At 62.0% G+C, this 14011-nt stretch carries 11 protein-coding genes; 3 read left to right on the top strand and 8 right to left on the bottom strand.

Annotated features, from left to right (window positions below):
• Nucleotides 1–58: 58 nt before the first annotated feature.
• Nucleotides 59–523, top strand: coding sequence for a hypothetical protein (locus tag H3V53_RS33920; RefSeq protein ID WP_419539607.1), 465 nt, complete (start codon nucleotides 59–61; stop codon nucleotides 521–523).
• 79 nt (nucleotides 524–602) lie between these two features.
• On the opposite strand, the gene H3V53_RS33925 is transcribed toward H3V53_RS33920, so the two are convergent.
• Complete coding sequence (locus H3V53_RS33925; protein WP_336601556.1) at nucleotides 603–833, bottom strand: hypothetical protein; 231 nt, start codon at nucleotides 831–833, stop codon at nucleotides 603–605.
• A gap of 144 nt (nucleotides 834–977) precedes the next feature.
• Between H3V53_RS33925 and H3V53_RS33930 the strand changes: the two genes are divergently transcribed.
• Together H3V53_RS33930 and H3V53_RS33935 are read left to right on the top strand one after the other, a co-directional pair.
• On the top strand, nucleotides 978–1166 hold the full coding sequence (locus H3V53_RS33930; protein ID WP_054926238.1) for a hypothetical protein: 189 nt from the start codon (nucleotides 978–980) through the stop codon (nucleotides 1164–1166).
• A 243-nt stretch (nucleotides 1167–1409) separates the two neighbouring features.
• Nucleotides 1410–2387, top strand: coding sequence for a glycosyltransferase family 2 protein (locus H3V53_RS33935; RefSeq protein ID WP_336601557.1), 978 nt, complete (start codon nucleotides 1410–1412; stop codon nucleotides 2385–2387).
• Between the two features lie 93 nt (nucleotides 2388–2480).
• Here H3V53_RS33935 and H3V53_RS33940 read toward each other — a convergent pair whose 3' ends face one another.
• The 7 genes from H3V53_RS33940 to H3V53_RS33970 form a co-directional block, all read right to left on the bottom strand.
• Complete coding sequence (locus tag H3V53_RS33940) at nucleotides 2481–3776, bottom strand: MFS family transporter (RefSeq protein WP_054926240.1); 1296 nt, start codon at nucleotides 3774–3776, stop codon at nucleotides 2481–2483.
• A gap of 291 nt (nucleotides 3777–4067) precedes the next feature.
• A complete protein-coding gene (locus H3V53_RS33945; RefSeq protein ID WP_054926241.1) occupies nucleotides 4068–5804 on the bottom strand; it encodes a SpoVR family protein in 1737 nt (578 codons plus the stop codon).
• A complete protein-coding gene (locus H3V53_RS33950; protein WP_054926243.1) occupies nucleotides 5801–7072 on the bottom strand; it encodes a DUF444 family protein in 1272 nt (423 codons plus the stop codon). The genes H3V53_RS33945 and H3V53_RS33950 overlap by 4 nt, the downstream gene beginning before the upstream one ends.
• Nucleotides 7073–7213: 141 nt before the next feature.
• The gene (locus tag H3V53_RS33955; RefSeq protein ID WP_012400626.1) at nucleotides 7214–9136 is read right to left on the bottom strand and encodes a PrkA family serine protein kinase; all 1923 of its coding nucleotides are present in this window, start codon (nucleotides 9134–9136) and stop codon (nucleotides 7214–7216) included.
• Nucleotides 9137–10029: 893 nt separating this feature from the next.
• Nucleotides 10030–10791: a 2-keto-4-pentenoate hydratase gene (locus tag H3V53_RS33960; protein WP_336601558.1), complete on the bottom strand. Its 762-nt coding sequence runs from the start codon at nucleotides 10789–10791 to the stop codon at nucleotides 10030–10032.
• Between the two features lie 388 nt (nucleotides 10792–11179).
• Nucleotides 11180–12925 carry a methyl-accepting chemotaxis protein gene (locus H3V53_RS33965; RefSeq protein WP_336601559.1) on the bottom strand — a complete coding sequence of 582 codons (1746 nt, stop codon included), beginning with the start codon at nucleotides 12923–12925 and terminating at the stop codon, nucleotides 11180–11182.
• Nucleotides 12926–13230: 305 nt separating this feature from the next.
• Nucleotides 13231–14011 (bottom strand): PfkB family carbohydrate kinase (locus tag H3V53_RS33970; protein ID WP_336601560.1); only part of this gene is annotated, 781 nt, incomplete at its 5' end.

Consider the following 14011-nt stretch of genomic DNA (forward strand, 5'->3'; position numbering starts at 1 on the left):
GCCCGCCAAATGCAGCAAAGTGCACGCGGCCCTCCATCCCGACGCCAAGGAGACGCAGATGCATCCGACCCAATGCACCGGACGAACCCGCTTCCTGCTCGAGATCGCGGTGCTGACGGCAGTCGCCGCAGCCACGACGATGTCCACACCCGCGCGCGCCGACGACGCACCCAGCCCCTGTGCTGCACTCAAGCGCATCGTTGCCGCCGCGCCGAACGGATTCTCGCAACTGACACCGGACGACGGCCAAGGCATGGCGCAGCCCTACGGAAGCGATGCGAAATGCAGTGCATCCAAGGGTAGCTACGAGTGCATGTGGACACCCAGCGGCGGCGCGGGGTCGAGCACGACGGCATTGCAGGCGGTCGCGGCCGACATTGCATCATGTCTGCCCGACGCTACCCATGACGTGAATTCGCCCGCACGCCAGCATTTCTATCTAGGCCCGCGCAACGCGCGCACGCAGATCACGGCGATGCCCGCCGGTGCTGCCAAATTGAAGCTGGTCGTCTCAGGCAAATAGCGCAAGGCCCGCTCGCTTCGAAGCGCCTGTGCAATTGCGCCACTCCATTGCGCTCGTTCGAGCGCGGTCATTCGCCCGATCACTCAATCCGATACCAGACGCGAATGCCCGAATACCAGTGACTCACGCTCGTATCGTCGCCGGAGCCGAAGGTCGACAGGCTCTCGACGTTGATCACATCGACGTCGTGCTCGGCGATCCACGCATTGGCACGCTCGACGAGCGCGGCAGCGTTTTCGTACACATGTCCTCGGATCATGTGGCGTTGCATGACTTGCCGCTCGAAATCCTGGTACGCGATCTTGCTCATGGTTGTCTCCGCGGTCGACCGTGCAGCCGGGCTGACGGTCGGGCTGTTTTTGATGTGTGGTGCCCGCCGCCGAGTCTATCAACCCGGGGACGGGAGCGGCAATTGCTTGGTAGATGACAGGCCTTGTCACTGAGGGAGCGTTCCATGACCAGCGAAAAACAGCAAACGACAGCCACGACCAGTCCGGGCAGCGATGTCGAGCATCCGCAGCACCCCACCCATAGCGATAACGAAAAGAGCAAGATGCCCGAGCGTGACGACGACGGCCGCAAGCAGGCGCCGTCCGACCGGCCCGGAAAAAAACCTGGCGAAGGCGAGCCTTCTGTCGGTTGATGCGATTGCGCGCATGCGCTTGAATGCAGTTAAAAATGCCGCGGTCTGCAGTTTTTGCAGCGCCGCCGTCGCCGTTTCGAGGCACAGGGTGAATCGCGTGCACTGCAGGTCAGTGCAAGTGCATTTTTTGCAGAGTTATTTCTGATTATTTTTCCGTTTCCTTCACTTACCTTGCTTCCGGCGGCGAAGGTTTGCTTCATGTAATCCGTCGCTGCGTCCGAGTCATGGAGCGAGCGGAAAACAATGACGGCATCCTGCAAGGTTTCCATTTGCGTCCCGACATGTAATCGGCCTGAATTGATCGTGGAATGTCTGGATTCGTGCCTGGCGCAGACGCACACGAACCTCGAAATTCTGATTGGCGACGATTCGAGCGACAGACGCACGCAGCAACTGATCGAATCGCGCTATGCGCACCACGCGCGCATCCGCTACGTGAGAAACGAGCCGCCGCTCGGGCAGGCGCGCAACGTCGCGCGTCTCTTTGCGCGCGCGAGCGGCGACAAGATCGCCTTGATGCACGATGACGATTACTTCACCGACGATGGCATCGCGAACCTGCTCAAGCCCTGGCAGGATCACCCGCAACTCGAAGTCGTGTTCGCCGACCAATACGAAGTCGATGCGCAAGGCCACGTCGATGCGGCGAACAGCGACGAACTGAACGCTGCCTTCCATCGCACGTCACTCGCGCAGGGCTTGCAGAAGCAACCGGGGCGAACGGGTCTCGTGCAGATGTTCCCGAACAATGGCTGGATCGCCAACGCCGATCTCGTCAAACGAGTCGGCTATCGCGACGACGTCGGCACATGCTGCGATTATGTGTTCGGCGCAGAGCTGTGCCTAGCAGCGTCGCAGGTCTATTACCTGCATCGCTACGTGTCGTACTACCGAAAGAGCGACGTATCGATATCGCGCAGCACGCGCGGCTCGACCTGTGCCGCTTCATTGACGGCATTCCAGTTCGTGTCGAGGCTCACACTCGACGCATCGCTCGAACCGGCGCGCAGGCAGGCAATGCGCAGGCTCGCACCCATCGTCGTATCGCTGCATGCGAAGAATGCTTCGCCGCTTGCCGCGCTGCGTGTCGCGCTTAGGCATCCGTATGCGTATGCATACGGATTCGACGCACGTTTCTACTACCACCTGTCGCTGATTGCGCGCGCGCTAATCGCGATGACGTGGCGTCGGTTGCCGCCCTCGGCAGCGCGCTTCCCCTGAGTGCACATCACAGGCGATGCACCCATAAAAAAAGCGGCTCTAGCAACAGCCGCTTTCTGTCGAGATGCACTATCGTGCCTCACATCCGATGCATTACGGTTCGTGCCGCAGGTAGCCTTCCTTCGACGGATCACGCATGCGGAACGACACGATGCCCGCGATCGCGCACAGCGCGGTCACGTACCAGTAGAACATTGATTCGCTGCCCGCCTGCTTGAGCCACAACGCGACGTACTCCGCCGAGCCGCCGAAGATCGCGTTTGCCACCGCATACGACAGGCCCACGCCGAGCGCCCGCACTTCGGGCGGGAACATCTCGGCCTTGATCAGGCCGCTGATCGACGTATAGAAGCTGACGATGGCCAGTGCGATCACGACCAGCACGAACGCCATCACGGGGCTCGTCACGTCCTTGAGCGCATGCAGCAGCGGCACCGTGCCAATGGTCGCGAAGAAACCGAACAGCAGCATCGACTGACGGCGGCCGATACGATCGGACAACGCGCCGAACAACGGCTGCATGATCATGTAGACGAAGAGCGCCGCCGTCATCACGTTGCTCGCCGTCTTCGCGTGCATTCCCGCCGTATTGACCAGGTACTTCTGCATGTACGTCGTGAACGTGTAGAAGATCAGCGAGCCGCCCGCCGTGAAGCCGAGCACCGTGAAGAACGCGCCCTTGTGCTGCCACATGCCGCGCAGCGTGCCCGCCTCTTTGCGCTGGCGCGTTTCGGCCGTGGTGGTCTCATCCAGCGAGCGGCGCAGGTACAGCGCGACCAGCGCAGCGACCGCGCCGACCACGAACGGCACGCGCCAGCCCCACGCCTTCAGTTCTTCCGTCGTCAGCAATTGCTGAAGGATTACGAGCACCAGCAGCGCGAACAGCTGACCGCCGATCAGCGTCACGTACTGAAAAGACGCGAAGAAGCCACGCCGCCCTTTCAGCGCCACTTCACTCATATAGGTCGCGCTCGTGCCGTACTCGCCGCCCACCGACAGCCCCTGGAACAGGCGCGCAACCAGCAGCAGCGCGGGCGCGAGCGCGCCGATCTGTGCGTAGGTCGGCAGCACGGCAATCACGAGCGAGCCGCCGCACATCATGAACACCGAGACCATCATCGCGAAGCGTCGGCCGCGCTTGTCGGCGAGCCGGCCGAAGAACCAGCCGCCTATCGGGCGCATCAGGAAGCCCGCGGCAAACACGCCTGCCGTATTCAACAGCTGCGCCGTTGTGTCGCCCTTCGGAAAGAAGGCCGGCGCGAAGTACAGCGCGCAAAACGAATAGACGTAAAAGTCGAACCACTCGACGAGGTTGCCTGAAGAGGCGCCGACGATCGCGAAGATGCGCCGCCGGGTATCGGAGGGGGTGAATACGGTTGTGTCGGTCATGCTGGTCGATCCCTTCTTTTAGGTTTGGCGCTCGTGACGCCGCCTTTTGTATTGCGCTCCAACCTGGTTTGCAGTCCGGTTTCGGTCTCGTTGCAACCGGGTTGCGGCACGCGTGCGAGATTGCATGAAGATGTAAGCTTTGACGCGGTCGGTATCTTAACGGATATCGCTGGATAACGGCTTGCGAATGTACGCCTAAAGCGTTTCCACAATCTTTCGCTCATGGATACGTCCGAACGCGCATAAAAAAAGCCAGCCCAGAGGCTGGCTTTTTTGACGGCGCGCGGCCCGTCAAACGCGCACGGCAGGCGCCGTGTAACGGCACTCGTAGCGTTTTCTCACGGTGCCGTTTTCGTCGACGCTTTCGAGGTACACGTCGAACTGCCACAAGCGCGCCATGTGCTTGAGCACTTCGTCGCTGTCACCGGACAGATGGCGGTTGTCGCTCATGAAGTGGCGCAGCGTCAGACTGCGGTCGCCGCGCGTATTCACCGACCACACCTGGATGTTCGGCTCGCGATGATGCATGTCGTACTGCCGCGACAGCGCCTGACGCACGTATTGATAACCGCTGTCGTCGTGGATGGCGGAGACTTCGAGCGCGTCGCGCATGTCGTCGTCGAGTACCGAGAAGAGCCGCATTTCGCGGATCAAATGCGGCGACAGATACTGCGCGACGAAGCTTTCGTCCTTGAAGTTGCGCATCGCGTAGTGCAACGCCTGCAGCCACGGGCTGCCCGCGAGTTCGGGGAACCACTTACGGTCCTCTTCCGTCGGGTTCTCGCAGATGCGGCGTATGTCGCTCATCATCGAGAAGCCGAGCGCATACGGATTGATGCCGCTGTAATACGGCTTTGTGACGGGCGGCTGATAGACGACGTTGCTGTGCGAATGGAGAAACTCCATCATGAAGCCGTCTTCGAGCTTGCCCTCGTTGTACATCGTGTTGAGCAGCGTGTAGTGCCAGAAGGTGGCCCAGCCTTCGTTCATCACCTGCGTCTGGCGCTGCGGATAGAAGTACTGCCCGATCTTGCGCACGATGCGGATCACTTCCCGCTCCCATGGTTCGAGCAGCGGCGCGTTCTTTTCCGCGAAATACAGCAGGTTTTCCTGCGGCTCCGGCGGATAGCGCTCCTCGACTTCCTCCGGCAACGGCGTGTGGCGCGACGGCAGCGTGCGCCACAGTTCGTTCACCTGCGACTGCAGATACGCTTCGCGCTCGCGACGCGCTTCGAGCTCCTTCTGCAAGGACAGCTTCTGCGGACGCTTGTAGCGATCCACGCCGTAGTTCATCAGCGCATGGCACGAGTCGAGCAGTTCTTCGACGCGATCGAGCCCAAAGCGCTCTTCGCACTCCGCGATGTAGTTCTTCGCGTAGACGAGGTAATCGATGATGGCATGCGCATCCGTCCACAGGCGGAACAGGTAGTTGCCCTTGAAGAACGAGTTGTGCCCGTAGGCCGCATGCGCGATGACGAGAGCCTGCATCGTCATCGTGTTCTCTTCCATCAGATACGCGATGCAGGGGTTCGAGTTGATGACGATCTCATACGCGAGACCCATCTGTCCCCGCCGATAGCTCTTTTCGGTCGCGAGAAAGTGCTTGCCGAACGACCAGTGACGGTAATTGACGGGCATGCCGACGGACGCATACGCGTCCATCATCTGTTCAGCGCTGATGAGTTCGAGCTGGATCGGATAAACATCGAGTTCATATTGCTCTGCAACATGCGCAATATGTGTGTCGTACTCTTCGATCAGTTCGAAGGTCCAGTCGGACGGACACGGCAACGGCCTTCTATCGGCAACGTTCATACGGACTTCCCTTTGCCCTTGGGTGGGCGCCCCGGTGGGTCCCCGTGCTGCAGCTGCGTCAGGCGCTACGCCTGCTCCGGCATCGGACGCACGCCGGTCATTCGCGTGTGCCGCGTTCGCCTCGGCATGCCCGGCCTCACTCTGCTTCGGCACGCCTTTCTTGCGCTCGGGTTCATACCCGCGCGCCTCGTTGTGCAGATGGCGAGTCGTCATGCGGCTTCCACCTGCTTTTCGAACAGTTCGCGGAACACCGGATAAATATCCGCCGCGGTCTCGACCTTCTTCATCGCCATATGCGGCTGCGACAGCGCGAGTTGCGCATATTCGAGCCACAAGTTCTGCTCTTCAGGCGTCACCTGAATGTACGCAAAATACCGCACCTTCTCGAGAATGTCATCAGCGAGGATCTTGCGGCATTTCGGCGAATCGTCGGTCCAGTTGTCCCCGTCCGATGCCTGTGCGCCGTAAATGTTCCATTCAGTCGGCGAATAGCGTTCGTCGAGAATCTTCTGCATCAGTTCCAGCGCGCTCGACACGACCGTGCCGCCGCTTTCCGTCGAATGGAAGAACGTGTCTTCGTCGACTTCTTCGGCGCGCGTGTGGTGACGGATGAACACCACTTCGATCTTCTCGTAGTTGCGCTTCAGAAACAGGTACAGCAGGATGAAGAAGCGCTTGGCGAGATCCTTGCGCTGCTCGTCCATTGACCCGGACACATCCATCAGACAAAACATCACGGCCTGACTCGACGGCTGGGGCTGCTTCACGCGGTTTACGTACCGCAGATCGAACGGATCGATGAAGGGAATGCGCCAGATACGGCCGCGCAGATGATGAATGTCGTCTTCGAGCAGCTTGATCTCTTCGCGACGATCGGCGGGGTCCGCCTTCATCTCTTCGAGTTGCTTCTCGAGTTCGTGCAGTTCGTTGACGAGCGGCGCGCCGAGCGCGATACGCCGGCCCAGCGCGCTGCGCAGAGAACGCACCACGTCGATGTTATTCGGCGTGCCTTCGGCCGCCCAGCCGGCGCGGATGCTTTTCCAGGTGGGCACGGCGAGCAGATGCGTTTTGACGAGACGCGGCAGTTCGAGATCGTCGAAGAAGTACTGCATGAATTCTTCACGGCTCAACTCGAACACGAAATCGTCCTGACCTTCGCCTTCGTTGCTGGCGCTGCCGCCACCGCCGCTGCCCCCACCGCCTTGCGGACGCGGAATCTTGTCGCCGCGAATGTAGTCGGCGTTACCCGGGTGCACCATTTCACGCTTGCCGCCGGGGCCATGCCGAAACGACGGTTCGGCGATGTCCTTGCGCGGAATCGTGATGCTCTGGGTGTTCTGAATATCTTTAATGCTGCGGTCGCGCACCGCTTCCGACACCGCGCGCCGAATATAGCCCTTTACGCGACGCAAAAAGCGTTCGCGATTTGCAATGCTCTTGTTCTTGCCTGCCAGCCTGCGGTCGATGATTTGATGAAGCACATCCGGTCTCCCGCTCCGATTTGGAATACGCGGGGCGCAAGTTGCGCATGCAAAGTTATGTCCATGCGGCTTGCGCCTCGCCGGAGGCCCGCGCAAATCGGGTGAAGCGAACCCGTTTGCGCGAGCTTTGCAGCACGCGTGTCATGACGATTTACGCACGCGCAGATACCAGTCGCACAAGAGCCGCACCTGCTTCGGCGTATAGCCCTTGGTGACCATGCGGTTGACGAAGTCTTCGTGCTTGCGCTGTTCCTCCGCCGACCCTTTCGCATTGAACGAGATGACGGGCAGAAGTTCTTCCGTGTTCGAGAACATTTTCTTTTCGATCACGACGCGCAGCTTTTCATAGCTGATCCACGCGGGGTTCTTGCCCCCGTTCGCGGCCCGCGCGCGCAGCACGAAATTGACGATCTCGTTGCGGAAGTCCTTCGGGTTGCTGATGCCCGCAGGCTTCTCGATCTTCTCCAGCTCGGCGTTGAGCGCCGCGCGGTCGAAGCTTTCGCCCGTGTCGTGATCGCGGAACTCCTGATCCTGAATCCAGAAGTCGGCGTACGTCACATAGCGATCGAAAATGTTCTGCCCATACTCGGAATACGACTCCAGATACGCAGTCTGAATCTCCTTGCCGATGAATTCCGCATAGCGCGAGGCGAGCACGTCCTTGATGAACGACAGGTACTTCTGCTCGGTTTCCGGCGGAAACTGCTCCCGCTCGATCTGCTGTTCGAGCACATACATCAGATGCACCGGATTCGCCGCGACTTCCGTCGTGTCGAAGTTGAACACGCGCGACAGGATCTTGAACGCGAAGCGCGTGGACACGCCCGTCATGCCCTCGTCGACGCCCGCGAAATCGCGGTACTCCTGATACGACTTCGCCTTCGGGTCGGTGTCTTTGAGGTTCTCGCCGTCGTACACCTGCATCTTCGAAAAGAGGCTGGAATTCTCGGGCTCCTGCAAACGCGTGAGCACCGACATCTGCGCCATCATCTTCAACGTGCCCGGCGCGCAGACCGCATTGGACAGCGACGAATTGCGCAGCAGCTTCTCGTAGATCTTCATCTCTTCCGAGTAGCGCAGGCAGTACGGCACCTTCACGACGAAGATACGGTCGAGCAGTGCTTCGTTGTTGCGGTTGTTGCGGAACGCCTTCCATTCGGACTCGTTCGAGTGCGCGAGGATGATGCCGTCGAACGGAATCGCGCCGAAGCCTTCCGTGCCCTTGAAGTTGCCTTCCTGCGTTGCAGTGAGCAGCGGGTGCAGCACCTTGATCGGGGCCTTGAACATTTCGACGAACTCGAGCAGACCCTGATTCGCGAGGCACAGGCCACCCGAATAGCTGTAGGCGTCGGCGTCGTCCTGCGCGTACTGTTCGAGCTTGCGGATGTCGACCTTGCCGACGAGCGACGAAATATCCTGATTGTTTTCGTCGCCAGGCTCCGTCTTCGCGATGCCGATCTGCCGCAGGATGGAAGGATAGCGGCGCACCACGCGGAACTTGCGGATGTCGCCGTTGTACTCGTGCAGCCGCTTGACGGCCCACGGGCTCAGAATGCTTTTCAGGTAGCGGCGCGGTATGCCGTATTGTTCTTCGAGAATGGGACCGTCCTCGTCATAATCGAACAGCCCCAAAGGCGATTCGTTGACGGGCGAACCCTTGATCGAATAGAACGGCACGCGTTCCATCAACTGCTTGAGGCGCTCGGCAATCGACGACTTGCCGCCGCCCACCGGTCCCAACAGATAGAGAATCTGCTTCTTTTCTTCGAGCCCCTGCGCAGCGTGCCGGAAGTAGGCCACCACCTGCTCGATCACATCCTCCATTCCGTAGAACTCACGGAACGCGGGGTATACCTTGATCACCTTGTTCGCGAAGATACGCGACAGACGCGGATCGTTGCGCGTGTCGATCTGTTCTGGCTCCCCGATGGCCGTCAACATGCGTTCGCCTGCAGTGGCGTACGCGGCGGGATTGTCTTTGCAGAGCGCGAGATACTCCTCGAGCGAGAGTTCCTCTTCTCGTGTTTTCTCGAAGCGGGTCGCGAAACTGCTGTAGATATCCATGCTACCTCCTCGCCGAAGTCTGGGACGATGTCGTGCGCGGCGCGCTATCAGGAAACGACATCGCTCGAATTCATCCTAAACCCTTTTAAATTTTTTTTTCACGAACTACGTTGTGAAAATCGCGCCACAGCTAGCACGCTCCGCCCTCTGCTTGATGACGCAAATTCGGTCACCTACAATCGTTGCCCACACCTGCGAGATGCCGTGCTGCCGGTGCTGCGTTGCATCTCCCGTACCCAGTCCGCGCTTCATCCGTACGTTGCATCGGATTACCGTTGACGCCCCAGGTTCCTGCACTTTTTCGCACGTTCGCAAAGCCACAATCGCGGCGCCGTCTGCCTGCCCACATTACTGCGACACATTACTTCGTCTGGCGCGTATGTGCAGTGCACGTGCAGTGCATGCGCACCCTGTACCCATCGACGACGCCTGTGCACATCGCGGCACGCCTGCTGCCCTTCCGCCATAACGCATGCATCCGCGCTTTCGACGACAGGACATTTGCTGTGTTACATGTTTTGCATGTGCACCGACGCGCATTCCAGTGGTTCGTCAGTGCGCACGTCGAATCGTTCAACGCGAAACCGCATGGTCACGACTGCAGGCTCGAACATCGGAATCTTCGTGCGTTGTCTGAAATCCATGTCGGTTGCAGGGTCGTCATGCACGCACGTTTATGTCTGTATGACGCTGCATGCACTGTCTGCCTGAACAGGCAGATGTAGCCAGGTGCGCGCCCTTCCTTGCCACTGTCTATGGTCGGGGGTGCGCGCGGGTGGAGGAGGTGCAGACGAGTGCAGGAGCAAATGATGGTGTGCAGCGGACTTCTTGATGCGTCCGCCGCAGCAGCGCAGCGGTCGTGGCGTTGAAGCCGGGGGAGGCGACTTAGTGGTTTACGTCAATTCGACTTCGACTTCACCTAGCCCGTCGATATGGCCATACACGCGCCCCCGCCCTTCGACCCGATGCGCGCCCACATACGAACCTGTCGTGATGGTCCACTCGGGCTCTATGGTGATACCCATTGCCGCGCAATGGTTGACGAACCACACGAGCAGCTCGCGCGGGTCGCCAGCCGGATTGCCCGGCGATTCGGGCACGAGCGACACACCATCGAACGTCAGTTCGAGCTCGGGCGCCACGAAATCGAACGAGCGCGCGAGCGACGCATAGGGCACGGCATGCCCCGTGACGAGCGCCCCATTGTTCTGGGCGTCGGCGAGTTGTGCCAGCGGCGCGACGTTGGGCCATTGCGCAAAGCGGCTGTCGACGATCTCGATGGTGGGCAGCACGGAACCGACGCGTGCCAGCACTTCGTCGCGTGCATACGCCTGCCCATGCGGCTCGATCGGTTCGGCAAAACGGAACGCGACTTCGAGCTCCAGCAGCACGCGAAAAAACGCGCCATGTTCGAACCGTGCCGGCGATGCAACCGTCAGCGCCGCGGGAATCGGCGCGCCCGATGCGGGAGCGCCGGGAGCTTTGGCACCGATTTTCCAGGCGCCCGTCACGCCGCCCAGCCCGGCAATCACCGCCTGCTGGATCGCGTAGGCCGTGGCTGCATCGGGTGGCAACGAGTCGGGCGGCAGCGTGTCAATGGCGCGGTGCTGGCGGCGCGCTTGCACGAGGCGTTGCGCGAGGTCGTGATCCGTCATGTCGTGTCCCTTTTGGCTGTTGGGGTCGGCGGGTCGTGCTCGAAGCACAGGTATCGGCGGGTGGCGTTGCGACAGGTGAAGACCGCGCGGTGCGTTTGCGCGCATGAACTTCACGTCATACGGTTCGCGCGCCCTCATGCGACATGAGTACATACAGGCGATGGATGGCACGCGATCGACCGCGTTTGTGAATGTACCGGAACAATACTGCCGCAGGTGCGCCATCAGGCAAAAGACGGCTGCCCCTGCCAAGGCGCAGCCGTCCCGTTCATGCATTGCAGTTCCGCGTCAGCGAGCGGCAACGGGCAACAGCGGCCGATTCCGGCGCTCGGGCGTCACATCCGGCGCAGCCGTTCCCTCCCGTCTGCTTAGGCCCGGTTTTGGTGCGTCAGAACGTCTCCCAATCGGCATCCGACGTCGCCACGGCTTTTTGCGGCGCCGCCACGGCACGCGCGGGCGCAGGTACGGGTGCAACGGCCGCGGCCGGCGCCGCCGTCAGGGCGGGCATCGACGGCGCGGTCCTGCGAGGCGTTTTCGCCGGCGCAGGGAGGCGCGCCTTGCGTGCAACCGCGGTAGAGGCCGACGCACCCGGCGTGTCGTCGACCTGGAACACGGAAACTGTCGTGCGCAGCTTGGCCGCCTGATCTTCCAGCGACGACGCTGCCGCCGCCGCTTCTTCGACGAGCGCCGCGTTTTGCTGCGTGACTTCGTCCATCTGCGTGACGGCGCGCGCGACCTGATCGATGCCGCTGCTTTGCTCCTCCGACGCCGCGGCGATTTCGCCCATGATGTCGGTGACGCGCTGCACCGCGCTGATGATTTCGGTCATCGTGCGGCCCGCCTCGTCCACGAGCGCCGAGCCCGCCTGCACGCGCTCGACGGACGTGTCGATCAGTTCCTTGATTTCCTTCGCCGCCGCCGACGAACGCTGCGCGAGGCTGCGCACCTCGCCTGCCACGACGGCAAAACCGCGCCCTTCCTCGCCCGCGCGCGCCGCTTCGACGGCGGCATTGAGCGCGAGGATGTTGGTCTGGAACGCAATGCCTTCGATGATCGCGATGATGTCGGCGATCTTCGCGGAGCTCTGGTTGATGTCGCCCATCGTGCCGACCACCTGGCCGACGACGGCGCTGCCCTTGTTCGCGATGTCCGACGCATTCGCCGCGAGCGCGCTCGCCTGGCGCGCGTTGTCGGCGTTCTGCTTCACCGTGCCCGTCAACTGCTCCATGCTCGACGCCGTTTCCTGCAGCGCCGACGCCTGCTCTTCCGTGCGCGACGACAGGTCGGTGTTGCCTGCCGCGATCTGGCGCGTAGCCGTCGCGATGGATTCGCTGCCCGCGCGCACGGCGCGCACCGTCTCGGTCAGGCTGCGCTGCATCTTGCCGATGCCTTCGATCAGCTGGCCCATTTCGTCGCGCGAGGTCGGGACCACGGGGCGGCGCAAATCGCCCGAGGAGATCGCGTCGAAGTGGCCGAGCGCGTCGGCGAGCGGCCGCGCGATCGCGCCGCGCAGCGTGAAGTACGAAAAGAGCGCGGCGAGCACGCCCGCCACAATGCCGGCCAGGCTGATCACGCGAAACGTCGAGTAGGTCGATTGCGCGCTGTCGAAGCCCTGTTTCGCCGATTCGAACTGGAATTTGCGCAGGGCGTCGTCGGCGACGGCGAGTTCGTTGTAGGTCGCCTGCAGACGCTTGGCCCCATCGATGATTTTCGGTTGATCGTTTGCGCTAACGATTGCGTAAAACGCCTCCATTGCCTGCTGGAGCGCTTCGCGCTTCGCACTCACTTCCTGCGCATAGCGGTCCTCGTCGCCTTCACGCGGCAGCGCGAGATATCGCTTCCACCAGTCGTCGGAAATCGCGCGCATCCCGCGGGCGCGCTCCAGCGTCGCGGACACTTCGGGCGTACCGATCAGGAATGCGGCGCGATCCAGCGCGAGACGCTCGCGGGCTGCGTACAGCTCGGCATTGCCGATGTCGACGGCGCTCGGCATCTGGTTCGTAAACATGTCGCGCACCGATTCGTTCGAGCGGCTCAGACCAAACAGCCCGAAAAGTCCGATTGCGACCAGCAATGCGGCCAGAAATGCCATCGTCAGGCCGATTCGCGCCTTGATGGTGATGCCCTTGTTCATGCTTCTTCCTGTGAGATGTCGATGAGTGCGCGTTGTGGCTGCAACGCATGGTGTAGGCGGTGGTCTCGCGGCGCCGCTTGATCTGTCGTGGCGCTCTCACCGCGTTTACGGCATTCCTACGGAGGACTTGAAGCTTCTATATAGTCTGAGGAATATGGCCGGACGGCCTGGCAGAAATTACAATCCGTGCGACGGCGCGCGGGTGGACGACGGCCACCCGCGTTCGCACAGCGACGCGCGCGTCGCTGTGCATACAGCCGTGAGAAGAGAGATAGAAGAGTGGAAAGAGCGAGAAGAGGCGAAGATCAGGCGCCGCCGACTTCCGCGCGCGTCGGAATGGAAGGCTGCGCGCCCGCTCGCGTCACCGAAATCGACGCGGCGCGCTGCGCAAAACGGATCGCGTCGGCGACGTCCACGCCCCGCGCAAGTTGGGCGGCGAAACCGCCGATGAAGGTGTCGCCCGCCGCCGTCGTGTCGACGGCCTTCACGCGCGGCGCCTCGAAATGCTGCGCCTGCGTGTCGCCGAGCGCGGCCACGACGCCTTGCGCGCCGATGGTCACGATCACGTTGCGCGCGCCCGCACCGCGCAATGCGGCTGCGGCCGCTTGCGCCTCATCCGGCGACGAGACGGGCAAGCCCGTCAGCGTCGCCGCTTCGAGTTCATTGGGAATCAGGTAATCGATGAGAGGAAGCCAGTCCGGCGGCAACGGGCCCGTCGCCGGCGCCGGATTCAGGATCACGGTCTTGCCGAGCCGACGCGCAGCGGCGAGCGCGGCCTTGACGGCAGCGGGCGGCGTCTCCAGCTGGCAGATCACGACCTGCGCGGCCGCGAGCGCCGCTTCGTGCCGCGCGATCGTCTCGGGCGTCACCTGGCCGTTGCTGCCCGCGATGATGACGATGGCGTTCTGGCTGCCATCGTCGACGATGATCAGCGCGACACCCGTCGGCGCGCTCGCGCTGGTTTCCAGCGCGGTGCAATCGATGCCCTCCGCTTCGAGGCCCGCGCGCAGCTGCGCGCCGTTCGCATCGCCGCCGACGCAGCCGAGCATCGCCACCTGCGCGCCCAGGCGCGCCGCCGCGACCGCC

Origin of the sequence: Paraburkholderia bengalensis, from assembly GCF_037126505.1 — a bacterium.
In the GTDB taxonomy this organism is placed as follows: domain Bacteria; phylum Pseudomonadota; class Gammaproteobacteria; order Burkholderiales; family Burkholderiaceae; genus Paraburkholderia; species Paraburkholderia bengalensis.

Coding starts and splice junctions, on each gene's coding strand:
- H3V53_RS33920 (WP_419539607.1), top strand. CDS start 59: ATGCATCCGACCCAATGCACCGGACGAACCCGCTTCCTGCTCGAGATC.
- H3V53_RS33940 (WP_054926240.1), bottom strand. CDS start 3,776: ATGACCGACACAACCGTATTCACCCCCTCCGATACCCGGCGGCGCATC.
- H3V53_RS33935 (WP_336601557.1), top strand. CDS start 1,410: ATGACGGCATCCTGCAAGGTTTCCATTTGCGTCCCGACATGTAATCGG.
- H3V53_RS33960 (WP_336601558.1), bottom strand. CDS start 10,791: ATGACGGATCACGACCTCGCGCAACGCCTCGTGCAAGCGCGCCGCCAG.
- H3V53_RS33930 (WP_054926238.1), top strand. CDS start 978: ATGACCAGCGAAAAACAGCAAACGACAGCCACGACCAGTCCGGGCAGC.
- H3V53_RS33925 (WP_336601556.1), bottom strand. CDS start 833: ATGAGCAAGATCGCGTACCAGGATTTCGAGCGGCAAGTCATGCAACGC.
- H3V53_RS33945 (WP_054926241.1), bottom strand. CDS start 5,804: ATGACGACTCGCCATCTGCACAACGAGGCGCGCGGGTATGAACCCGAG.
- H3V53_RS33955 (WP_012400626.1), bottom strand. CDS start 9,136: ATGGATATCTACAGCAGTTTCGCGACCCGCTTCGAGAAAACACGAGAA.
- H3V53_RS33965 (WP_336601559.1), bottom strand. CDS start 12,925: ATGAACAAGGGCATCACCATCAAGGCGCGAATCGGCCTGACGATGGCA.